The organism is Streptomyces sp. DI166 (genome assembly GCF_900091315.1).
GTDB lineage: Bacteria > Actinomycetota > Actinomycetes > Streptomycetales > Streptomycetaceae > Streptomyces > Streptomyces fuscus.
The window spans coordinates 47,895-69,686 of sequence record NZ_FLSP01000029.1; the positions used below are offsets into that span (position 1 = coordinate 47,895).

Annotated in this window: 17 protein-coding genes and 1 tRNA gene; 13 read left to right on the forward strand and 5 right to left on the reverse strand. The window is 71.4% G+C overall.

What is annotated here, in order from left to right:
• The first annotated feature begins 97 nt into the window (after positions 1-97).
• From GA0115233_RS16470 to GA0115233_RS16500, 7 genes are all read left to right on the forward strand, one after another.
• Positions 98-301: an MbtH family protein gene (locus GA0115233_RS16470; RefSeq protein WP_093720979.1), complete on the forward strand. Its 204-nt coding sequence runs from the start codon at positions 98-100 to the stop codon at positions 299-301.
• An 83-nt stretch (positions 302-384) separates the two neighbouring features.
• On the forward strand, positions 385-1,629 hold the full coding sequence (locus GA0115233_RS16475) for an aminotransferase-like domain-containing protein (RefSeq protein ID WP_255310224.1): 1,245 nt from the start codon (positions 385-387) through the stop codon (positions 1,627-1,629).
• Positions 1,630-1,685: 56 nt separating this feature from the next.
• Positions 1,686-5,621: a non-ribosomal peptide synthetase gene (locus tag GA0115233_RS16480; protein ID WP_093720981.1), complete on the forward strand. Its 3,936-nt coding sequence runs from the start codon at positions 1,686-1,688 to the stop codon at positions 5,619-5,621.
• Positions 5,622-5,753: 132 nt separating this feature from the next.
• Positions 5,754-6,812, forward strand: coding sequence for a 3,5-dihydroxyphenylacetyl-CoA synthase DpgA (gene dpgA / locus GA0115233_RS16485; protein WP_093721009.1), 1,059 nt, complete (start codon positions 5,754-5,756; stop codon positions 6,810-6,812).
• 112 nt (positions 6,813-6,924) lie between these two features.
• A complete protein-coding gene (gene dpgB / locus GA0115233_RS16490; RefSeq protein WP_255310225.1) occupies positions 6,925-7,683 on the forward strand; it encodes an enoyl-CoA-hydratase DpgB in 759 nt (252 codons plus the stop codon).
• Positions 7,683-8,990, forward strand: a complete 1,308-nt coding sequence (dpgC, locus tag GA0115233_RS16495; RefSeq protein WP_093720983.1) for a (3,5-dihydroxyphenyl)acetyl-CoA 1,2-dioxygenase DpgC — start codon at positions 7,683-7,685, stop codon at positions 8,988-8,990. The genes dpgB and dpgC overlap by 1 nt, the downstream gene beginning before the upstream one ends.
• A 100-nt stretch (positions 8,991-9,090) precedes the next feature.
• Positions 9,091-9,522: a hypothetical protein gene (locus tag GA0115233_RS16500; protein ID WP_093720984.1), complete on the forward strand. Its 432-nt coding sequence runs from the start codon at positions 9,091-9,093 to the stop codon at positions 9,520-9,522.
• A 312-nt stretch (positions 9,523-9,834) separates the two neighbouring features.
• Here the strand turns inward: GA0115233_RS16500 and GA0115233_RS16505 are convergent, their stop codons facing one another.
• The gene (locus GA0115233_RS16505) at positions 9,835-11,223 is read right to left on the reverse strand and encodes a cystathionine beta-synthase (RefSeq protein ID WP_093720985.1); all 1,389 of its coding nucleotides are present in this window, start codon (positions 11,221-11,223) and stop codon (positions 9,835-9,837) included.
• 157 nt (positions 11,224-11,380) lie between these two features.
• On the opposite strand from GA0115233_RS16505, the gene GA0115233_RS16510 reads away from it, so the two are divergent.
• The 3 genes from GA0115233_RS16510 (at position 11,381) to GA0115233_RS16520 (ending at position 14,805) form a co-directional block, all read left to right on the forward strand.
• Positions 11,381-12,418: an SGNH/GDSL hydrolase family protein gene (locus tag GA0115233_RS16510; RefSeq protein WP_093720986.1), complete on the forward strand. Its 1,038-nt coding sequence runs from the start codon at positions 11,381-11,383 to the stop codon at positions 12,416-12,418.
• A gap of 109 nt (positions 12,419-12,527) precedes the next feature.
• On the forward strand, positions 12,528-13,748 hold the full coding sequence (locus GA0115233_RS16515; protein WP_093720987.1) for an acetyl-CoA C-acetyltransferase: 1,221 nt from the start codon (positions 12,528-12,530) through the stop codon (positions 13,746-13,748).
• A gap of 274 nt (positions 13,749-14,022) precedes the next feature.
• Positions 14,023-14,805: a hypothetical protein gene (locus GA0115233_RS16520; protein WP_176711808.1), complete on the forward strand. Its 783-nt coding sequence runs from the start codon at positions 14,023-14,025 to the stop codon at positions 14,803-14,805.
• 3 nt (positions 14,806-14,808) lie between these two features.
• Here GA0115233_RS16520 and GA0115233_RS16525 read toward each other — a convergent pair whose 3' ends face one another.
• A complete protein-coding gene (locus GA0115233_RS16525) occupies positions 14,809-15,120 on the reverse strand; it encodes a hypothetical protein (RefSeq protein WP_176711806.1) in 312 nt (103 codons plus the stop codon).
• A gap of 104 nt (positions 15,121-15,224) precedes the next feature.
• Between GA0115233_RS16525 and GA0115233_RS16530 the strand changes: the two genes are divergently transcribed.
• Positions 15,225-15,455 carry a DUF4287 domain-containing protein gene (locus GA0115233_RS16530; protein WP_093720989.1) on the forward strand — a complete coding sequence of 77 codons (231 nt, stop codon included), beginning with the start codon at positions 15,225-15,227 and terminating at the stop codon, positions 15,453-15,455.
• Between the two features lie 68 nt (positions 15,456-15,523).
• Here the strand turns inward: GA0115233_RS16530 and GA0115233_RS16535 are convergent, their stop codons facing one another.
• The 3 genes from GA0115233_RS16535 to GA0115233_RS16545 all read right to left on the reverse strand — a co-directional run bounded on the left by GA0115233_RS16535 (position 15,524) and on the right by GA0115233_RS16545 (position 18,069).
• On the reverse strand, positions 15,524-16,432 hold the full coding sequence (locus tag GA0115233_RS16535) for a Bax inhibitor-1/YccA family protein (RefSeq protein ID WP_093720990.1): 909 nt from the start codon (positions 16,430-16,432) through the stop codon (positions 15,524-15,526).
• A gap of 189 nt (positions 16,433-16,621) precedes the next feature.
• Positions 16,622-17,797, reverse strand: coding sequence for a 4-hydroxybenzoate 3-monooxygenase (locus GA0115233_RS16540; RefSeq protein WP_093720991.1), 1,176 nt, complete (start codon positions 17,795-17,797; stop codon positions 16,622-16,624).
• A gap of 189 nt (positions 17,798-17,986) precedes the next feature.
• Positions 17,987-18,069, reverse strand: a tRNA-Leu gene (locus tag GA0115233_RS16545).
• Between the two features lie 391 nt (positions 18,070-18,460).
• Between GA0115233_RS16545 and GA0115233_RS16555 the strand changes: the two genes are divergently transcribed.
• Entirely contained in the window at positions 18,461-19,231 is a 771-nt protein-coding gene (locus GA0115233_RS16555; protein WP_093720992.1) for an ABC transporter ATP-binding protein, read from the forward strand.
• Positions 19,231-21,759, forward strand: a complete 2,529-nt coding sequence (locus GA0115233_RS16560) for an ABC transporter permease (protein WP_093720993.1) — start codon at positions 19,231-19,233, stop codon at positions 21,757-21,759. The genes GA0115233_RS16555 and GA0115233_RS16560 overlap by 1 nt, the downstream gene beginning before the upstream one ends.
• The last annotated feature ends 33 nt before the right edge of the window (positions 21,760-21,792 follow it).

The window sequence follows — 21,792 nt, forward strand, 5'->3', positions numbered from 1 at the left end:
GCTGCGGCGCAGCACGCACGTCAAAGGCGGAGCGGACCGGCACACGATGTCCGCTCCCCTTCTCGGTTGCTTTCCCCTCATATCCCTAGGGGTCGGAATGTCGAATCCCTTCGACGACGAGTCACGCCCTTTCAAGGTCCTGGTGAACGCGGAGCAACAACATTCCCTCTGGCCCTCCGGAATCGATATTCCGCAGGGCTGGACAACGGTTCTCGACGACGCCCCGCGGGACACATGCCTCGCTTTTGTGGAGGAGCACTGGACCGATCTCCGTCCGGCGAGCCTCCGGGGCTCTTCGTGACCGGTGTTCCGAGCAGCCCGCCGAAACCGGACCTGCGGCCCGACGAACTGCACGCGTCTCTTTCCTCGCCGACCGCCAGGTCCATGAACTTCCTCAATGAGGTGGCCCAGCACTACCCCGACGCGATCTCTTTCGCGGCCGGCCGCCCCTGCGAGGATTTCCTCGATCTGGCCGCGGTGCACCGTCACCTCGACCTGTTCGCGGCCCATCTGCGCGAGAAGTTCGGCGGCGACGAGCAGCGGGTGCGGGGAACGCTTCTCCAGTACGGCAGGACCAAGGGCGTGATCCACGAACTCGTGGCCCGCCACCTGGAGTCGGACGAGGGCATCCTCGTCGACCCGGAGGCCGTCGTGGTCACCGTGGGCTGCCAGGAGGCCCTCTTCCTGACCCTGCGCGCGCTGCGCCGCGACGACCGTGACGTACTGCTCGCCGTCATGCCGACCTACGTGGGGGCCGCGGGGGCCGCCCACCTCGCGGACATGCCGGTCCTGCCGGTCGCCCAGTCCGACGCGGGCATCGACATCGACGACCTGGTGGCCGTGGCGCGTCGGGCACGGGAACAGGGGCTGCGGCCGCGCGCCTGCTACATCGTGCCCGACTTCGGCAATCCGTCCGGCATCAGCCTCGACCTGGACGTCCGCAAGAGGCTCCTGGAGGCCGCGTACGACATCGGCCTGCTGCTCCTGGAGGACAACCCGTACGGCCTGTTCGACGCCGGACCCGCCGGGAACACGCCGCTGCCCACCCTCAAGTCCCTCGACACCGGGCGCGGCGTCGTCTATCTCGGCTCCTTCGCCAAGACGGGCAACCCGGGTGCGCGCGTGGGTTACGTCGTGGCCGACCAGCGCGTGGGCACGGGTGCCGACGGCGGTACGGAACTGCTCGCGGACCGGCTCGGCGAGCTCAAGAGCATGCTCACGGTGAACACGTCGCCGATCGCCCAGGCCGTGATCGGAGGCAAGCTCCTGGAGTACGACGGGAGCCTGCGCACGGCCAACGAGCGGGAGCGGGCGGTCTACCGCCGCAACCTGCGCCTGGTCCTGGACGGTCTGGCGCGCCGCTTCCCGGCGGACCGGCGCCCGCACGTGACGTGGAACCGCCCCTCGGGGGGCTTCTTCGTGGTCTGCGCCCTGCCCTTCGTGGCGGGTGACGACCTGCTGGCCGTGTGCGCCCGCGAGTACGGGGTGCTGTGGACGCCGATGCACCACTTCTACGCGGGTGACGAGGCCCGCCGTGAGATCCGGCTGTCGGTGAGCCATCTGACACCGGCGGAGATCGAAACCGGTCTGGACCGGCTGGCGCGGTTCGTGGCGGAGCGGGACACCTGAATCCACCCGCGCGGGCCCGGAGACGCGCGGGCCAGGACCGAGATGGGAGGGGCTTGATGCTGCCGTTGTCGTTTGCTCAGCGTCGTCTGTGGTTCCTGTACCGGCTTGAGGGCCCTTCGGCGACGTACAACATCCCGGTGGTGACGCGGATCGCGGGCACGCTGGAACGGGAGGCGTTCACGGCGGCGGTGCGGGACGTGGTCGCCCGGCACGAGGTGCTGCGCACCGTGTACGTCGAGAGCGGCGGTGAGCCGGTCCAGCGGATCCTGGAACAGGCCGACGTGCCGGTGGAGTTCGTGTCCTGTCCGCCGGGTGAGGTGGACACCCGGGTCGCCGAGACCACCGGGTACTGCTTCGACCTGGGCGCCGAGGTCCCGTTGCGGGTGCGGGTGTTGGAGACCGGTCCCGAGGAGACGGTGCTGGTGCTGGTGGTGCACCACATCGCCGCCGACGGCTGGTCCATGGCCCCCCTCTCGGCGGACCTGTCCACCGCGTATGCCGCCCGGCTGGCCGGAACAGCCCCCGACTGGCCACCCCTGGACATCCAGTACGCCGACTACACCCTCTGGCAACGCGAACTCCTCGACCTCGAAGGCCCCCGCCAACTCGCCCACTGGCGCGCAGCACTGGCCGGACTCCCGCAGGAACTGACCCTGCCCACCGACCGCCCCCGCCCCGCCCGCGCCTCCTACCGGGGCGGCAGCACCACCCTCACCCTCGACGCCCACACCCACACCCGCCTCCGCGAACTGGCCGCCTCCAGAGGCGCCTCAGTGTTCATGGTCGTCCAGGCGGCCGTGGCCGCCCTGCTCACCCGGCTCGGCGCGGGCACCGACATCCCCCTGGGCACCGTCGTCGCCGGACGCGGCGACGAAGCACTCGAAGACCTCGTCGGCTTCTTCGTCAACACCCTCGTCCTGCGCAACGACACCTCCGGCGATCCCACCTTCACCGAACTCCTCGACCGCACCAGGGCCGTCTCCCTGGCCGCCTACGACCACCAGGACCTCCCCTTCGAACGCCTCGTCGAAGAACTCTCCCCGGCCCGCTCCCTCGCCCACCACCCCCTCTTCCAGGTCTACCTGTCCATGCAGAGCGGCGGTATCGCGGACTTCGAGCTGGCCGGACTCTCCTGCCGCAACGATCCGGCACGCGCGGACATCGCCAAGTTCGACCTGTCCTTCTTCCTGAGCGAGTGCTGGGGCAAGGACGGCGAGGCCGCGGGTCTGGACGGGTTCGTCGAGTACAGCTCCGACCTGTTCGACCGCGCCACCGCCCATGCGGTGGCACGCCGCCTGGAACGCGTGCTCCGGCAGGTCGCCACGGCGCCCGAGTCGCGGATCGGCGACCTCGACATCCTGGACGCGGACGAGCGGCGGCGCCTGATCGTCGACTGGAACGACACCTCGACGCCGCTCCCGTGCGGCTCGGTCACCCACGTCTTCGAGGAGTGTGCGGCCCGTACCCCCGACGCGCCCGCCGTGGTGTCCGGCCCGGTCACCCTGACGTACCGCCAACTCGACGAGGCATCCAACCGGTTGGCGAGGCACCTGCAGGGGCTCGGGGCGGGCCCGGAGCGCCTGGTCGCGCTGGCGCTGCCGCGCTCGGAGCAGGTGGTCGTGGCCATGCTCGCCGTGCTGAGGACCGGTGCCGCGTACCTGCCGCTGGACGTCACGCATCCGGCCGAGCGCCTGGCCGGGACGCTGGCCGACGCGCGACCGGCGCTGCTGCTCGTGGACTCGGCGACGGCGCCGCTCGTACCCGCGGACTGCCCGACCGTGTGCCTGGACGACCCCGGGACAGCGGCCCGGATCGCCGCCGTGCCGTCCGCCCGTCTGTCCGACTCGGAGTCGGGCGGCGCGGTACCGCCCGACTCGGTCGCGTACGTCATCTACACCTCGGGCTCCACGGGCCGCCCCAAGGGCGTGGTGATCACCCACGCCGGTCTGCTCAACCTGGCACTCGCACTGCGTGACCACCACCGGCTGGGGCCCGACGACCGGCTCGCGGCGGTCACCACCGTCGCCTTCGACGCGTCCGTGGCCGAGCTGTATCTGCCGCTGGTCTCCGGCGCCTGTCTGGTCCTCGCCCCGCGCGACGCGGCACGCGACCCCGCCGAGCTGGCCGCGCTGCTGCGCCGCCACCGGGTGACCGCGCTGCAGGCCACGCCGAGTCTGTGGCGGTCGCTGGTGGCCGAGGTGCCCGACGCGCTCCGCGGGCTGCGCGTGCTCAACGCCGGTGAGGCGCTTCCGGCCGATCTGGCAGGGGACCTGGCGGCCCTCGGCACGGTCGTGGTCAACCAGTACGGGCCCACCGAGACCACCGTGTACTCCACGCTCCAGGACGTCCCGGCCGACGCCCGCACGGTGCCGATCGGCCGGCCGCTCGCCAACACCGCCGCCTACGTACTCGACCCGGGTCTGCGGCCGGTGCCTCCGGGCTCGCCGGGCGACCTGTACCTCGCGGGGCGCGGCGTGGCCCGCGGCTATCTGGGGCTGCCGGGCCTCACCGCGGCGCGGTTCGTGGCGGACCCGTTCGGCCCGCCCGGGGCGCGCATGTACCGCACCGGCGACCGGGCGCGCTGGACGCGGGACGGGGTGCTGGAGTATCTGGGGCGCGACGACTTCCAGGTCAAGATCCGTGGGTACCGGGTGGAGCCCGGCGAGGTCGAGGCCGCCCTCATGGCCTGCCCGGGTGTCGTACGGGCCGCGGTGGTGGCCCGCCCGGACCGTTCCGGAGTCCACGGACTGGTCGGCTACTTCGTCGCCGCGAGCGCGGGCGCCGTGGACACGGCCGCGCTGCGCGACCGTCTCGCGGCGCGGCTGCCCGACTACATGGTGCCGCCCCACCTGGTGGAGCTGGACGCCCTGCCGGTGAACGCGAACGGCAAGCTCGACCGCGCCGCGCTGCCGGAGCCCGAACGGAGGGCGAGGGCGGGCGGCCGGGCCCCGGTGACCGCGCGTCAGCGGCACCTGTGCGCGCTGTTCGCCGAGGTGCTCGGGGTGAGCGAGGTCGGCGTGGACGACGGCTTCTTCGACCTGGGTGGGCATTCGCTGCTCGCGATCCGGCTGGTCGGGCGCATCCGCGAGGCGCTGGGTGTGGAACTGCGGGTGCGCACGGTGTTCGAGGCGCCGACCGTGGAGCGCCTGGAGCGGCTCCTCGACGCGGAGTCCGCCGTGTCCCGCACGCACGAGGGCGTCGGCCCGGTCCTGACGTTCCGCACCGGAAGCGCCGGAAACGCCGACGCCGCCGGGTGCCCGGTGTTCCTGCTGCCGCCCGCGAACGGCCTCGGCTGGGCGTACTCCACGCTCCCCGCCCACCTGCCACGCACCTGCCCGGTGCACGCGCTGCAGGACCCGCGCCTGGACGGCACGGGCGACGTGGCGGCCCTGGGCGTGCCGCAGCTCGCGGCGGCGTACCTGGAGCAACTGACCGCGCTCCGGCCGAGCGGACCGTACGTGCTGATGGGCTGGTCGATGGGCGGGACCGTCGCTCAGGAACTGGCCGCCGCGCTGGAGGAACAGGGCGAGACCGTGGCCCTGCTGGTGCTGGTGGACGCTCCGGCGGGCGGCCCCGACGCACCACCGGCCGGGGTGGCGGAGGCGGTGTACGTCGCCGTGGACGGCGCGGCCGTGTGGCCCGCCGACACCTCCGCGTACCCGTCCGCGGGGGCCCTGCGCGGTGCGCTGCCCGCCGGTCACCCGCTCGCCGACCTGCCCGACCGGGTCCTGCGGCGGCTGCCGCGTGTCGCGTACGAGAACCTCGTCGCGGCCGCCGCGCACCGCCCGCGCCCGGTGCGGGCCCGCACGCTGCTCTTCGACGCGGCCGAACCCGGCCGGCCGGGCCCGGCGCCCTCGGTGGTCTGGAAGCGGTACCTCACCGGAGACGTGCTGACCCATGAAGTGCCCTACGGACACTTCGAGATCGTCAAGAGCCGAGCCATGCACACGATCGGACCGATTCTGCGGAACGAGGTGAACGACATTGGCTGAGGAACAGGTCAAGGTGCTCATCAGGAGCGCCCGTCGGAGGTGGGGGTGGACGTACAGGTGACCACCGCACTGAGCCTCCCCAGTCCCGGCGCGCTGCGCACGGCGGGAGCGATCCCGCTGGCCGAGTCGCCCATGGCCCGGATCACCGGGGTCGGCACGGCCACCCCGGAGAACTCCTACACACAGCGGGAACTGCTCGACGCCTTCGACATCAAGGACCGGCGGATCCGCTCCGTCTTCCTGAACAGCGCCATCGAGCGGCGCTCCCTCACTCTCCCGCCGCAGCGTCCCGACGGTACCCGCGCGCAGGAGTCGCAGGGGCAGCTCCTCGCCAAGCACCGGGCCGAGGGCATCGCCATCGGCGCGCAGGCCGTCGAGGCGGCCCTCAAGCGCGCGGGCCGGGAACTCGCCGACGTGCGCTACCTGACCTGTGTGACCACCACCGGGTTCATGGCGCCGGGCTTCAGCGCCCATCTGATCCGCGAGATGGGCATCGACACGCACTGCAGCCGCCTGGACGTCGTCGGCATGGGCTGCAACGCGGGCCTCAACGCCCTGAACGCCGTGGCCGGCTGGGCCCACGCGCACCCCGGTGAGCTGGCCGTGATGGTGTGCATCGAGGTGTGCTCCGCCGCGTACGTGTTCGACGGCACGATGCGCACGGCCGTGGTCAACAGCCTCTTCGGGGACGGCGCCGCGGCGATCTGCGTGGTCAGCGGGGAGGCGGCGGCCACGCCGCGGCCGGAATGCGGGCCGGAGCTGCTCAAGTTCGCGAGCGGCATCATCCCCGAGGCGATCGGCGCGATGCGCTACGACTGGGACGACGACGCCAACCTCTTCAGCTTCTTCCTCGACCGCGACATCCCGTACGTGGTCGGCGGGCGGGTGGAGACCGTGGTGGGCCGGCTGCTCGACGGCACCGGGCTGCGGCGGAGCGACATCGGGCACTGGCTGGTGCACTCCGGCGGCAAGAAGGTGGTCGAGTCGGTGATGGTGAACCTCGGCCTGACCCGCTACGACGTACGGCACACCACCGCCGTGCTGCGCGACTACGGGAATCTCTCCAGCGGCTCCTTCCTCTTCTCCTACGAGCGGCTGCTCGACGAGGGGCTCGTCAGGCCCGGGGAGTACGGGGTGCTGATGACGATGGGCCCGGGCTCGACGATCGAGACGGCGCTCGTCCGCTGGTGAGCCGCCGCCGGGCGGCCGGCGGTCCCCGCCCCGCTCCCGTGCGACGTCACCCGTCACACCCGGTGGTTCACGCATGCCACGGCACCCATCACACACGGAGAGGCATACGGCATTGTCCGCTCGCACCACGGCCGCCACGGCCGGTACGGATACCAGCACCAGCAACCCACCCCTCGACGTCCTGGAGCTGGGCGTCGACGCGGGCCGCGTCCTGTCCCCCGCCCTCGTCGCCGAGCTGGACGCCTTCTGCGACCGGCTCGAAGCCTCGGCAGCCACCGGGAGGGCCGTGGGCGTCCTGCGCCTGACCGGCGGGGCCGGGGAGCCGGGCCTGCTGGACGAAGGAGTCGATGTGCACCTGGTGAGCAAGTGGGAGCGGGTGCTGCGCCGCATGGAGCGGCTCGGTGCCCCCACGCTCGCCCTGGCCGGGGGCGAGTGCGGCGGCGTCGCCCTGGACGCCCTGCTGGCGGCGGACTACCGCATCGCCGCCCCCGACCTGGTGCTGCGCCTGCACGCGCGGCCGGACGGGATGTGGCCCGGCATGGCGGTGTTCCGGCTCGCCAGCCACGCGGGAGCGGCCCGGGTGCGGCGCGCGGTGCTGTTCGGGGCGCCCCTGACCGCCGCCGAGGCGCTGCGGCTGGACCTGCTCGACGAGGTCGTCGAGGACGCCCGGCGCGAGGAGTCGGCGCGAGCGGCGGTGGAGCTGCTGACCGCCTTCCCCGGGCCCGAGCTGGCGGTGCGCCGGCGGCTGTTGATCGACGCCACGAGTGTCAGTTTCGAGGAAGCGCTGGGCAGCCATCTGTCGGCCTGCGACCGCTCGCTGCGGCGCGAACGCGAGCGGGCGCAGGGCTCGGAGTGGGAGGTGGAGGTCTGATGGCCGTTTCGTTCGAGGACGTCACCGGCGAGCTGTCGACCGCCCGGAAGGCGCTGCTCACCGGGGCGGAGGAGGCGGAGGAGGTCCTGGCCGCGCTGCCCGGCCCCGCCGACCGCACGCCCGCGCAACGGGAGGCGGCGGCCGCCGCGAAGAACGCGGCCCGTCAGGTGCGCGCCCGCTTCCTGGCCGCGCACGCGGACGCGGTCTACGACGAGTTGACGGAGGGGCGCACCCGGCGTCCCCGGCTCGCGGAGCTGGCGGACGCGGCCGCCGTCGCCTTCCCCGGGCTGGCGCCGACGGCGGAACAGATGGCCGTCGAGCGCGGACGGCCTCAGGAGAACAAGGAGGGCCGGGAGATCGACCAGGGGCTGCTGTTCTCGCGGCTCCTGGAGTCGCCGGTGGCGGGCCCGCACCTGATGGACTCGATGCTGCTGCCCACACCGCGGGCACTGGCCGCCCTGACCGAGTTCCGGCGCACGGGGCTGGCGGACCTCGGCTCGGTCCGGGTCGAACGCCGCGGCACGGCCGCGTACCTGACCATGTGCCGGACGGACAGTCTCAACGCCGAGGACAACCGGCAGGTCGACGACATGGAGACGGCCGTCGACCTGGCGCTGCTCGATCCGGCGGTGGGCGTCGGGGTGCTGCGGGGCGGTGAGATGGCGCACCCGCGCTACCGCGGCCGGCGCGTGTTCAGCGCCGGAATCAACCTCAAGGCGCTGCACGCGGGAGATATCTCCCTGGTCGACTTCCTGCTGCGCCGCGAGCTCGGCTACATCGCGAAGCTCTCGCGGGGACTGATGGTGGACCACGCCGGGGCATGGCACTCCCCGACCGTGGTCAAGCCGTGGGTGGCCGCCGTGGACTCCTTCGCCATCGGCGGCGGGGCCCAGCTGCTGCTCGTCTTCGACCGGGTGATCGCGGCGTCGGACGCGTATCTGAGCCTGCCCGCCGCCCAGGAGGGGATCATCCCCGGCGTCTCCAACTTCCGGCTGCAGCAGTCGGCGGGGGCGCGGATCTCCCGGCAGATCGTCCTGTGGGGCCGGCGGATCTGGGCGACGGAGCCGGACGCCCGGCTGTTCGTGGACGAGGTGGTGGACACCGCCGACATGGACCGGGCGGTGGCGACGGCGGCCGAGCGGCTGGACAGCGCGGCGGTCGTGACCAACCGCCGGATGCTGCGGCTGTCGGAGGAGCCGCCGGAGGCGTTGCGCGCGTACCTGGCGCAGTTCGCGATGCAGCAGGCGCTGCGGCTGTACAGCGAGGACGTGATCGGGAAGGTGACGCGCTTCTCGCGGCGCGACTGAGCGGGACCGCGGTCCGCCGCCGTGGCCCGGGGAGGCCCCCGGGCCAACACGGGGGCTAACCCCAGTGCGGCCCGCGGCGGGACTTCCTACCGTGGGTGACATGACCGGAATGGATGCGCGGGACACCGAGCTGAAGAAGGAACTCAACGCCACCCTGCACGCCCGCAGGGAACTGGGCGAGGAGTACGAGTCCGCGCTGGTCGACTCGTTCCTGGAGAAGGTCGATCAGCGCATCGACACGGCGGTCGAGCGCCGGGTGCGGCGGCAGATGGCCGAGCAGCAGATGGTGGTGGCCCGCGGTGAGCGGTCACCGAAGCCGACGGACTCCTTCGGCGAGCGCTACGGCTTCGGCATCGTCTCGCTGGTGCTGGCGATCCCGCTGTCCGGTATCGGCGCCGGGGTGGCCCATCTGCCCGGCCTGCTGGTGGCCTGGGCGGGCATCGTGGGCGTGAACGTGGTGCAGGCCGTCCGTACGCAGCCGGATCTGTTCCGCCGCCGGCACCGGCACCACGACGACGACTGGGAGAAGTGATGCGCGGGGACCGCCGCACCCCCGTTGCCGGGGGGCGGGACGACGGCGGTCCCCGCGAGGGACGTGGACCGGGTCAGGACCCGTCTCACGTCCGGCGTCCAGGAGGTCCGGGAGCCGCTCCGGAGGTCCGTGGACGTTCGGCGCCGGCCGGGGCGGGGAGCCGCTCCCGCCCTGCCGACACCCACTAATGTGCCGGACGCGTGTTAAGCGAGTGCTGCGCGGACGTGACACGCTCGTACCACTTCCGCGAAGCGAAGGCGCCGATCACCGCAAGTTCGCCGCCGCCACGGTCCGTTCACCGCAGGTTCGCCGCTACTTCCCGCCCTTGGCGAGGAAGGCGAGCAGGTCCTGACGGCCGATCACCCCGGTGGGCTTGCCCTCGACCAGCACGATCGCCGCGTCCGCCTTGCCGAGCACGGACATCAGGTCGCCGACCGGCTCACCGGAGCCGACCTGCGGCAGCGGGGCCGACATGTGCTTCTCCAGCGGGTCGTCCAGCGAGGCCTTCTTGGTGAACAGGGCGTCCAGCAGCTCGCGTTCGACGACCGAGCCGATGACCTCGGCGGCCATCACGTCCGGGTGGCCCGCGCCCGGCTTGACGATCGGCATCTGCGAGACGCCGTACTCGCGCAGCACCTCGATGGCCTGGCCCACGGTCTCGTCGGGGTGCATGTGGACGAGGGACGGGATCGCGCCGTGCTCCTTGTCGGCCAGCACGTCGGCGACGCGGGCGCTGGTGCCCTCGTCGTCCAGGAAGCCGTAGTCGGCCATCCACTCGTCGTTGAAGATCTTGCTGAGGTAGCCGCGGCCGCTGTCCGGCAGCAGTACGACGACCACGTCGTCCTCGCCGAGGCGCTCGGCGACCCGCAGCGCGGCGACCACGGCCATGCCGCAGGAGCCGCCGACCAGCAGACCCTCCTCCTTGGCCAGGCGGCGGGTCATCTGGAAGGAGTCCTTGTCGGAGACCGGCACGATCTCGTCGGCGACCGTGCGGTCGTAGGCGGTCGGCCAGAAGTCCTCACCGACGCCCTCGACGAGGTACGGCCGCCCCGAGCCGCCGGAGTAGACCGAGCCCTCCGGGTCGGCGCCGATGACCTTGACCTTGCCGTCGCTGACGTCCTTCAGGTAGCGGCCGGTGCCGGAGATGGTGCCGCCGGTGCCGACGCCCGCCACGAAGTGGGTGATCCTCCCCTCCGTCTGCTCCCACAGCTCCGGACCGGTGGAGTGGTAGTGGGAGAGCGGGTTGTTGGGGTTGGAGTACTGGTCGGGCTTCCACGCGCCCGGCGTCTCGCGCACCAGCCGGTCGGAGACGTTGTAGTACGAGTCCGGGTGCTCGGGGTCCACGGCGGTCGGGCAGACCACGACCTCGGCGCCGTAGGCGCGCAGCACGTTGATCTTGTCGGTGCTCACCTTGTCGGGGCAGACGAAGATGCACTTGTAGCCCTTCTGCTGGGCCACGATGGCAAGGCCGACGCCGGTGTTGCCGCTGGTCGGCTCCACGATGGTGCCGCCGGGCTTGAGCGCGCCGGACTCCTCGGCGGCCTCGATCATGCGCAGGGCGATCCGGTCCTTCACCGACCCGCCGGGGTTGAAGTACTCGACCTTGGCCAGGACGGTCGCCTTGATCCCCTTGGTCACGCTGTTGAGCCTCACCAGCGGGGTGTTGCCGACGAGACTGATCATCGAGTCGTGGAATTGCACCGTTGTCTCCGGATGCTGCAAAAGATGTCGTCAGTGGTGCTGCCAGCCTATGGGCTCCGGCGCCTCCATGACGGTCGTTCACTCCCCGTGGGGATTGGGCCACGGTCCGTGCGGGGCAAGGAGTGGGTGTACGGGTTCGAGGAGGTGGCGGCGAGGCATGACGAGCATGTCGAGGGCGAGAGTGGCCCGGCGCATCGCGGCCGGCGCCGCGTACGGCGGCGGCGGGATCGGCCTGGCCGGGGCGGCCGTGGTGGGTGTGCTGCTGGCCGAGGTCCAGCTGGCCAAGCGCGCCGTGGGCAACGGCACCCCGCAGCCGCCGAGCGCGGACGGCCTGTACGGCAACGGCTTCACGGTCACCGGTGAGCCTCCGCTGCGCCTGCTGATGCTGGGCGACTCCACGGCCGCCGGCCAGGGCGTGCGGCGGGCGGGGCAGACGCCGGGCGCGCTGCTGGCGTCGGGGCTCGCGGCGGTGGCGGAGCGGCCGGTGCGGCTGCGCAATGTGGCGGTGCCCGGGGCCACCTCCGACGATCTGGACCGGCAGGTGTCCCTGGCGCTCGCGGACTCCGATCGGGTGCCCGACATCTGCGTGATCATGATCGGCGCCAACGACGTCACCCACCGCATGCCCCCGACCCGCTCGGTGCGCTGTCTGTCCACGGCGGTACGGCGGCTGCGCACGGCCGGTGCCGAGGTGGTGGTCGGCACCTGCCCGGACCTCGGCACCATCGAGCCGGTGCAGCAGCCGCTGCGCTGGCTGGCCCGCCGCACCTCCCGCCAGCTCGCCGCCGCCCAGACCATCGGCGTGGTCGAGCAGGGCGGCCGCACGGTGTCGCTGGGCGACCTGCTGGGCCCGGAGTTCGCGGCGAACCCGCGCGAGCTGTTCGGGCCGGACAGCTACCACCCCTCGGCGGAGGGCTACGCCACCGCGGCGATGGCCGTCCTGCCCACGGTGTGCGCGGCGCTGGGCCTGTGGCCCGCGGAGGAGGAGCGCCCGGACGTCTCCCGCCGCGAGGGCTTCCTGCCGGTGGCGCGGGCCGCCGCGGAGGCCGCGTCCGAGGCGGGCACCGAGGTCACGGCCGCCGTGCCCACGGGACCGCGGGGCCCGTGGGCGCTGCTCAAGCGTCGGCGCAGGCGCCGGGTCCGGGAGGCGGAGCCGTCGCAGGCCAGCCCCTCGGAGGCACCCTCCACACCCTAAGCAAGCGCTTGGAAAAGAGGTCCGCATCACACCCCGATGCCGGTGACCACGGTCTTACGTACCGGTAACTTGCCCCCTGAACCCTCCTCCGTCGTCGTCTGGAGCCGTGATGCCCGAAGCCGTGATCGTCTCGACCGCCCGCTCCCCCATCGGCCGCGCTTTCAAGGGCTCCCTGAAGGACCTGCGCCCGGACGACCTGACCGCCACGATCATCCAGGCCGCCCTCGCCAAGGTCCCCGAGCTGGACCCGCGGGACATCGACGACCTGATGCTCGGCTGCGGTCTGCCCGGCGGCGAGCAGGGCAACAACCTCGGCCGGATCGTGGCCGTGCAGATGGGCATGGACCACCTGCCCGGCTGCACCATCACCCGGTACTGCTCCTCCTCGCTGCAGACCTCCCGCATGGCCCTGCACGCCATCAAGGCCGGCGAGGGCGACGTGTTCATCTCGGCCGGTGTCGAGATGGTCTCGCGCTTCACCAAGGGCAACTCCGACTCGCTGCCCGACACGCACAACCCGTTCTTCGCCGAGGCCGAGGCCCGTACCGCCGAGGTCGCCCAGCAGGAGGGCACCACCTGGCACGACCCGCGCGAGGACGGCCTGGTGCCGGACGCCTACATCGCGATGGGCCAGACCGCCGAGAACCTCGCCCGCTGGAAGGGCGTCAGCCGCCGGGAGATGGACGAGTTCGGCGTCCGCTCGCAGAACCTCGCCGAGGAAGCCATCAAGAACGGCTTCTGGGAGCGGGAGATCACCCCGGTGACCCTGCCCGACGGCACCGTGGTCAGCAAGGACGACGGCCCGCGCGCGGGCGTCACCCTGGAAGGCGTGGAGGGCCTCAAGCCCGTCTTCCGCCCCGACGGACTGGTCACCGCCGGCAACTGCTGCCCGCTCAACGACGGCGCCGCCGCGCTCGTCATCATGAGCGACACCAAGGCGCGCGAGCTGGGCCTGACCCCGCTCGCCCGGATCGTGTCGACCGGCGTCTCCGGCCTGTCCCCCGAGATCATGGGTCTCGGTCCGGTCGAGGCGTCCCAGCAGGCGCTGCGCCGCGCCGGTCTGACGATCGACGACATCGACCTGGTCGAGATCAACGAGGCGTTCGCCGCCCAGGTGATCCCCTCCTACCAGGACCTGGGCATCCCGCTGGAGAAGCTGAACGTCAACGGCGGCGCCATCGCCGTCGGCCACCCCTTCGGCATGACCGGCGCCCGGATCACCGGCACGCTCATCAACTCCCTGCAGTTCCACGACAAGCAGTTCGGCCTGGAGACGATGTGCGTCGGCGGCGGCCAGGGCATGGCGATGGTCATCGAGCGCCTGAGCTGACCGTGACCACCGCACGACCCTGAGTGAGACATCGGCCCGGAACCCGGCAACCGCCCGGGTTCCGGGCCGCTTTGTGATCCAATCTCCCCCAGGATGTGACCTATCTCCCTCGGTTGAGGGATTTCCGCAGGTCAGGGGTGTTCCACCAGTAACGCCAGAGGCAAGTTCCTGTCCGATTCGTGACGTTACGCACTGACAGCTGGTTAGTCCACCCTTCAAGCTGATGTAGGAAGTCGGGGGTCGACTTTGAACCGGGAGTACGTCAGTGAGCGCCATGCCGATCGCCCTGCTGCTCACCACGGCCGCCACCGGCGCCGTGGGCGTCGCCGTCCTGCGCACCCTGTGGGTGCTGCGTCGACAGGTCGCGGCTCTGCACACCGAGCTGGCCGCGAGCAACGCGGCCGCGGCCCGGGGGCGGGTCCCGGCCGCACGCGCGGCCGCCGAGGCCGATGAGATACGCGCCGCCGTCGCCGCCGCCCTCGCCGAGGAGCGGGAGCGGGAGCTGGCCGAGGCGCGCGCGTTCTGGGCGGCCCAGGAGGCCCGTGACGCCTCCGACGCCCCGACCCTGCTGGGTCTGGGCGACAGCGAGCTGTTCCTGCCCCGGCAGGCCGATTTCGTCGGTCTGGAGCCGCTGGAGCCGGTCGCCGAGCCGAGCGGGGACGCCGACGAGTTCGCCGGGGAGTCCCCGGAGCTGGCCGCGGCCCGCCGCCGGCACCCCTCGCACCCGGACTTCGTACCGGTGCAGTCGCCGGTCGTGAACGACCATGAGCGCACCGTCGCCGCCCTGGAGGAGCTGGCCGCCTCCGCGACCGAGCTGACCGACGTCCGCCCGGGTCCGCTCGGCACCCTCGACGTCTATGTCTTCGCCGACGGCACCACGCTGTGCATGACCCCGGGCCACCGGGAGACGGCGGAGCGGCTGGCCGAGGCGCTGCGCGCGGGCGAGACCCCGGTGCTGCTGGGCGGCTCGGGCATCTCCGGCGCGTACACGCTGACCTTCGCCTGCGGCGAGGAGAACGTCTACATCCTGGCCGACCGGGTCATAGCGAGCCTGTAGGGCTCAGACCCCGGCCCGCTTCTGGGCCTCGGCGACCAACTCCACCGCCTCGTTCACCTGGGCCTCGTCCGTCAGGACGAGGCCCAAGTCGTGTCCGGCGACGGTGATTTGGTCCGCGGCGGCGAACATCCCCGCGTCCGGCATCTCCCGGGGCTCTGCGGTGGGGTCCTCCAGCAACTGGGCCCGCCGGGCCAACTCCCTGGCCAGCGCCAGCGCCTCCGCGGCGGCGCCCCGCTGGAGCCTGCTCTGCGGCGCCCCCCGCAGCCGGTCGGCGAAGTGATCCACAGCCTCGGTCAGACGCGTCGTATCCACCACGGCGCAACCGTACGCGCTGGAACGGGACTGTTGCCAACGGGCGAACCCTCAGGCACCGTGACCTGTAGGACCGGCTTACATCCCCTTTGCGTCCGGAGGCGCCGATGTCCCACGTCCTCTCCGAGGAGACCCACCGCAACATGCTCGCCCGCATCCCCCACTGCACCGGTCGTGAAGTCGCCGACTGGCTGCGCACGATGGAAGAAGGACCGGCCCTCGTCCGCTTCGAGGAGAAGGTCAGCTGGCTCCGCCACGAATACGACCTCGCGTACGGCCACGCGAAGGCCATCGTCCACGAGTACGACCTGAGGAGGGCGGCGCGCAAATTCCTCTAGGCGCGCACAGACGACGAGAAGGGCCCCGGGTCAAAAACCCGGGGCCCTTCCTACGATCCGGTCGTGGATCAGTCGCTGCTGTTGAGGATCGAGATGAGTCGCAGGAACTCCATGTAGATCCACACCAGGGTCATCGTCAGGCCGAAGGCCGCCAGCCACGACTCCTCGCGGGGGGCGCCGTAGGCGATGCCGTCCTCGACCTGCTTGAAGTCCAGCGCCAGGAAGGCGGCGCCGAGCAGGATGCCGATGACACCCATCAGGATGCCGAGCGGGCCGCTGCGGAAGCCGAGACCGTCACCGCCGCCGAAGACGGCGAACAGCAGGTTGACCGCCATCAGCATGATGAAGCCGAGCGCGGCCGCCATCACGAAGCCGGCGAAGCGGCGGTTGACGCGGATCCAGCCCGCCTTGTAGGCGATCAGCACGCTGGCGAAGACGCCCATCGTGCCGAGCACGGCCTGCATGGCGGCGCCGTCCGCGATGCGGTTGTCGACGACGCTGGAGACCACGCCGAGGAAGACACCCTCGAACGCGGCGTAGGTCAGGATCAGCGCGGGGGACGCCTTGCGCTTGAAGGACTGCACCAGCGCCAGGACCATGCCGATCAGACCGGCGCCGATGGCGATGCCGTACGACCGGTTGATGTTGGCGTCGTCGACCGGCAGCAGCGCCCAGGCGAGCGCGGCGGTGACGATCAGGACGCCGAGGGTCGTGCCGGTGCGCAGGACGACATCGTCCATCGTCATCCGGCCAGTGGTGGCCGGCGCCTGCGGCGGCGCGCCCTGCAGGCCCTGCTGGGCGTAAGGGTTCTGCGCGTACGGGTTCTGGGCGTACGGGTTACCGCCCTGCGGCTGGGCGTAGGGGTTGCCCTGCGTGCCCACAGCGGCGCCCCCGGCCTGCGGCTGGGCGTTGAAGCCCGCGTAGCCGTTGTCGCGGCTGAACCCCCGTCGCGAGAAGACCGGGTTGCTGCTCCTCATTTCACTCCTCCATGGCCACCTTGCGCAGCCTTGGCTCAAGAGTAATAGAAAGGCAAAGGAAAGACCCTACTGCTTGGGGAGGATCTTTCCCCTGCTGTGCTGCGCAACACGCTACGCGGCTGCGTGATTCCCCACACCGGAGGCCCCCATTCATGACCAACCCGCTACCTGGCCGGAACCCATCGGTGATCAGCCGAGCGGGAACCCTGTGTAGCACTCGGCCAGATCGGTCATCGCGGCCCGCGACGAGGTGAGCCGGGCCAGCCGGGCGAGCTGGAGCCGGTCCTCGAACGGGGCGGCGTCCGGGGTCCGGTGGAGCAGGGCCGTCATGTCGTGGGAGAACCGCTCGGCCTGCCACACGCGGCGCAGGCAGGTCGCCGAGTAGGCGTCGAGCAGTTGGTCCGATCCGGTGTCGCGCCGGTGGATCAGGGCCCGCGCGAGGGTGACGACGTCGCCCACAGCGAGGTTCAGGCCCTTGGCGCCGGTCGGCGGGACGATGTGCGCCGCGTCACCGGCGAGGAAGAGCCGGCCGTGACGCATCGGCTCGTGGACGAAGGAGCGCATCGGGGTGACCGACTTCTGGGTGACGGGGCCGCGTTCGAGGCGCCAGCCGTCGTCGGTCTCGAAGCGGCGCTCCAGCTCGGTCCATACCGCGTCGTCGGACCAGTCGTCGGGGTCGGTGCCCTCGGGCACTTGCAGGTAGAGGCGGGACACCGAGGGGGAGCGCATCGACAGCAGGGCGAAGCCGCGGTCGTGGCGGGCGTAGACGAGCTCCTCGTGCGAGGGCGGGACGTCGGCCAGGATGCCGAGCCAGGCGTAGGGGTAGGAGCGCTCGAAGGTGCGGCCGAGCCGCTCGGGTATCGCGCGGCGGGCGATGCCCCAGAAGCCGTCGCAGCCGGCCACGTAGTCGCACTCCAGGACCGCATCGCGGCCCTCGTGCCGGTAGCGGACTCGGGGGCGGGCGGTGGTGGCGTCCTCCACGGCGAGGGCCTCGGCCTCGAAGAGCAGAGGGTGACCCTCCTTCAGCTGGAGGGCGATGAGGTCCTTGCAGACCTCGGTCTGGGCGTGGACCATCACCGAGCGGCCGCCGGTGAGAGCGGGGAAGTCGATGCGGTGGCGGGTGCGGTCGAAGCGCAGTTCGATGCCGTCGTGGCGCAGCCCCTCGCGGTCCATGCGCTCACCCGCGCCGGCCGCGCGCAGGACGTCCACGGTGCCCTGCTCCAGGATCCCGGCGCGCTGGCGGTGCTCGACATAGGCGCGGTCACGGCTCTCCAGGACGACCGAGTCGATGCCGGCGGTGTGCAGGAGCCGGGCCAGGAGGAGGCCCGCGGGGCCGGCTCCGACGATGCCGACGGTGGTGCGCATCGGTCGCTCCCTTCACATACGAAAGGCGGCGGTCGCGCTTGTGTTCGTCGGGTGAAGTTTGTTTCACCGGGTTGATGACGTGAGCCTCCGATCGCAACAAGCCGCTGTCAACGGTTCGTGCGGTGAAGTATTCGATGGAGGATGCACGGAAAGAGACCGCGAATCGGGCGGCCGTGCGTGGGTCGGAAGTGCCCGGAACCGGACTTGAACCGGTACGCCCGCGAGGGGCAGCGAGGTTTAAGCTCGCCGTGTCTGCATTCCACCATCCGGGCAGGCCATGGGCTCCGCGTTGAGGTTCCGAGCCTATCGGGATACATCCCCCGAACAGCCGAAGGACGGCCCGATGTTGTCTTATTTTATTGACGTCTGAGGGGGCATCAGCCGACGGTACGGGCCATCCGCACTTGCCAATAGCCTTGCGGGCGACGCTCGGCCACGCATGCGGAATGACGGAATTTCACCTGCCGAACAAGGACGCCCCACCTGTTCTTGACACAAGAGCTCTCAGGGGTCGGCGTCATCCCCAGGTATGACACACCCGCGCCCGGTGCGACCCGAGTCTGTCTTCGGAACCGGAACAGCGGCTGACTACACCGGCGCCCCCGGCGCGGACGATGGAACACATCCCCGAACACGTCCACGTCTGCCGAGGAGCACCTTCACGTGACCACCACACCTATCGCCGGCCGGGCCACCGCCGTGGCCGCGCGCGCCACGGATCTTTCGAAGGTCTACGGACAGGGCGAGACCCAGGTGGTCGCCCTGGATCGGGTCTCCGTCGAGTTCCGGCAGGCCGAGTTCACCGCGATCATGGGCCCCTCCGGCTCCGGCAAGTCCACGCTGATGCACTGCGTGGCGGGCCTGGACACCTTCTCCTCCGGCTCGGTGCGCATCGGCGACACGGAGCTCGGCTCGCTGAAGGACCGTCAGCTCACCAAGCTGCGCCGGGACAAGATCGGCTTCATCTTCCAGGCGTTCAACCTGCTGCCCACGCTGACCGCGCTGGAGAACATCACCCTCCCGATGGACATCGCGGGCCGCAAGCCGGACCGTCAGTGGCTGGACTCGGTCATCGACATGGTGGGCCTGCGCGACCGGCTCGGCCACCGCCCCTCCCAGCTCTCCGGCGGCCAGCAGCAGCGCGTGGCGGTCGCCCGTGCCCTCGCCTCCCGGCCGGACATCATCTTCGGCGACGAGCCCACCGGAAACCTCGACTCCCGCTCCGGCGCCGAGGTGCTGGGCTTCCTGCGCAACTCCGTACGGGAGTTGGGCCAGACCGTGGTGATGGTGACCCACGACCCGGTCGCCGCCGCCTACGCGGACCGCGTGGTCTTCCTCGCCGACGGACGGATCGTGGACGAGATGTACCGGCCCACCGCCGACGCCGTGCTCGACTTCATGAAGCAGTTCGACGCGAAGGGCCGCACCTCCTGATGTTCCGCACCGCCCTGCGCAACGTCCTCGCGCACAAGGCCCGCCTGATGATGACCGTGCTCGCCGTCATGCTCGGCGTCTCGTTCGTCGTCGGCACCCTGGTCTTCACCAACACCCTCTCCAACGCCCTGCAGAACAGCTCCGCCAAGGGCTTCGACCATGTCGACGTCGCCGTCACCGCCGAGGCCCAGGAGTCCAAGGGGAACCAGCTCGCCCGGACGCCCGAGCTGACCGACGAACTGCTGGAGCGCAGCGCCGAGGTGCCCGGTGCCGCCTCCGCGATCGGCGTCGTCCAGGGCTTCACCGCCATCGCCGACAAGGACGGCGACCTCGTCGGCGGCGGCTTCCAGTCCCAGGGCGGCAACTACTGGGGCACCAAGGACGAGCGGTACCCGCTGGTCGACGGGCACGCCCCGAAGGGCGAGAACCAGGTCCTGATCGACTCCGAGACCGCCAAGCGCACCGGGTACAAGGTCGGCGACACCGTACGGCTGTCCATCGACGGGCCGGTGCTCAAGCCCACCGTGGTCGGCATCTTCACGACCGACGACGGCAATGTCGCCGCCGGCGGCAGCCTCGCCCTGTTCGACACGGCGACCGCGCAGAAGCTGTTCGGCAAGGCGGGCACGTACGACGAGATCGACGTGCGGGCAGCGGCCGGGACCAGCGAGGACCAGCTGAAGGCGGCACTGGACAAGGCCCTGCCCAAGGACAAGGTCGAGACGATCACCGGCGGCGAACTCGCCGACGACCAGGCCGAGATGATCTCCTCCTCGATGAGCGGGCTGAAGCAGGGGATGCTGGTCTTCGCCGGGATCTCGCTGTTCGTCGGCACCTTCATCATCGCCAACACCTTCACCATGCTGGTCGCCCAGCGCACCAAGGAACTGGCGCTGCTGCGCGCGGTCGGTGCCTCGCGCCGGCAGGTGACGCGGTCGGTGCTGATCGAGGCGTTCGTGGTCGGCGCGGTCGCCGGAACGGCCGGTCTGCTCGCGGGCATCGGCATCGGCGCGGGCCTGCGCTCCCTGATGGGCGCGCTCGACGCGACCGTCCCCGACGGCCCGCTGGTCATCTCCTCCGGCACCGTCGCCACCGCCCTCGGGGTCGGCGTGGTGATCACCATGCTGGCGGCGTGGCTGCCGGGCCGCCGGGCCGCGAAGATCCCGCCGGTGGCCGCGATGAGCAGCCTGCACGCCCAGGCCACCACCAAGTCGCTGGTGCTGCGCAACACGCTCGGCGCGCTGTTCTCCGCCGCGGGTGTCGCGGTCGTCCTCGCGGCGACCGGCATGGACGGCTCCAGCGGCCAGGCCCCGATGGGCATCGGCGCGGTCCTGCTGATCATCGGTGTCTTCATCCTGACGCCGCTGCTGTCCCGCCCCTTGATCGCGGCGGCCACGCCGGTCATGCGGATCTTCGGGGTGTCCGGCAAGCTCGCCCGGCAGAACTCGGTGCGCAACCCGCGCCGTACCGCCGCGACCGCCTCCGCGCTGATGATCGGGCTCACCCTGATCACCGGGATGACGGTGATGGCGGGCAGCCTCCAGCAGGGCATCGACAAGATGGCCAGCTCGGCGCTGCGCGCGGACTACGTGGTCTCCATGGCCAACGGCAACTACCTGTCCACGGACGTCGACCGGACGCTGCGCGAGCTGGACGGGGTCACCGCCACCAGCCCGCTGCGCAACGCGCCCTCCCGGATCGGCGGCGAGACCGAGTACCTCACCGGCGTCGACGGCTCCTCCATCACCCAGCTGACCGAGCTGCCCGTGGACAGCGGCGCCTTCGAGGTCGGCGGCGGCAAGGTGGTCGTCGACGACGAGACGGCGAAGTCCAAGGGCTGGCGGGCCGGTTCCACGTTCACCGTGCACTACGAGGACGGGAAGTCGGACAAGCTGACCGTCGCCGGGGTCTACGAGGGCAACGAGATGATCCGCGGGATCATGATCGACAACCGCATCCTCACCCCGCACCTCGAAGAGCCCGCGGACATGCAGGTCATGGTGAAGACGGCGGACGGCACCTCCGAGGCGACGAAGGACCGGCTGGAGAAGGCCCTCGGCAACAACCCGGCCATCGCGGTCCAGGACAAGAAGGACATCTCCAACGAGATCGCGCAGATGTTCACGCTGATCCTGAACATGGTCTACGGCCTGCTCGCCATGGCGGTGATCGTGGCGGTCCTCGGCGTCATCAACACCCTCGCGATGTCGGTGTTCGAGCGCTCCCAGGAGATCGGCATGCTCCGCGCGGTCGGCCTGGACCGCAAGGGCATCAAGCGGATGGTCCGTCTGGAGTCCCTGGTGATCTCCCTGTTCGGCGGGGTGCTGGGCATCGGTCTGGGTGTGTTCTTCGGCTGGGCGGCCGGTGAACTGCTGGCCGCGAAGATGCCGACGTACGAACTGATCCTGCCCTGGACCCGGATGGGCGTGTTCCTGCTGCTGGCGGCCGTGGTCGGCGTACTGGCCGCCCTGTGGCCGGCCCGGCGCGCGGCGCGGCTGAACATGCTGGCGGCGATCAAGTCGGAGTAGCTCCGGCAGTGCCCGGGGCCCCGCTTCCGCACG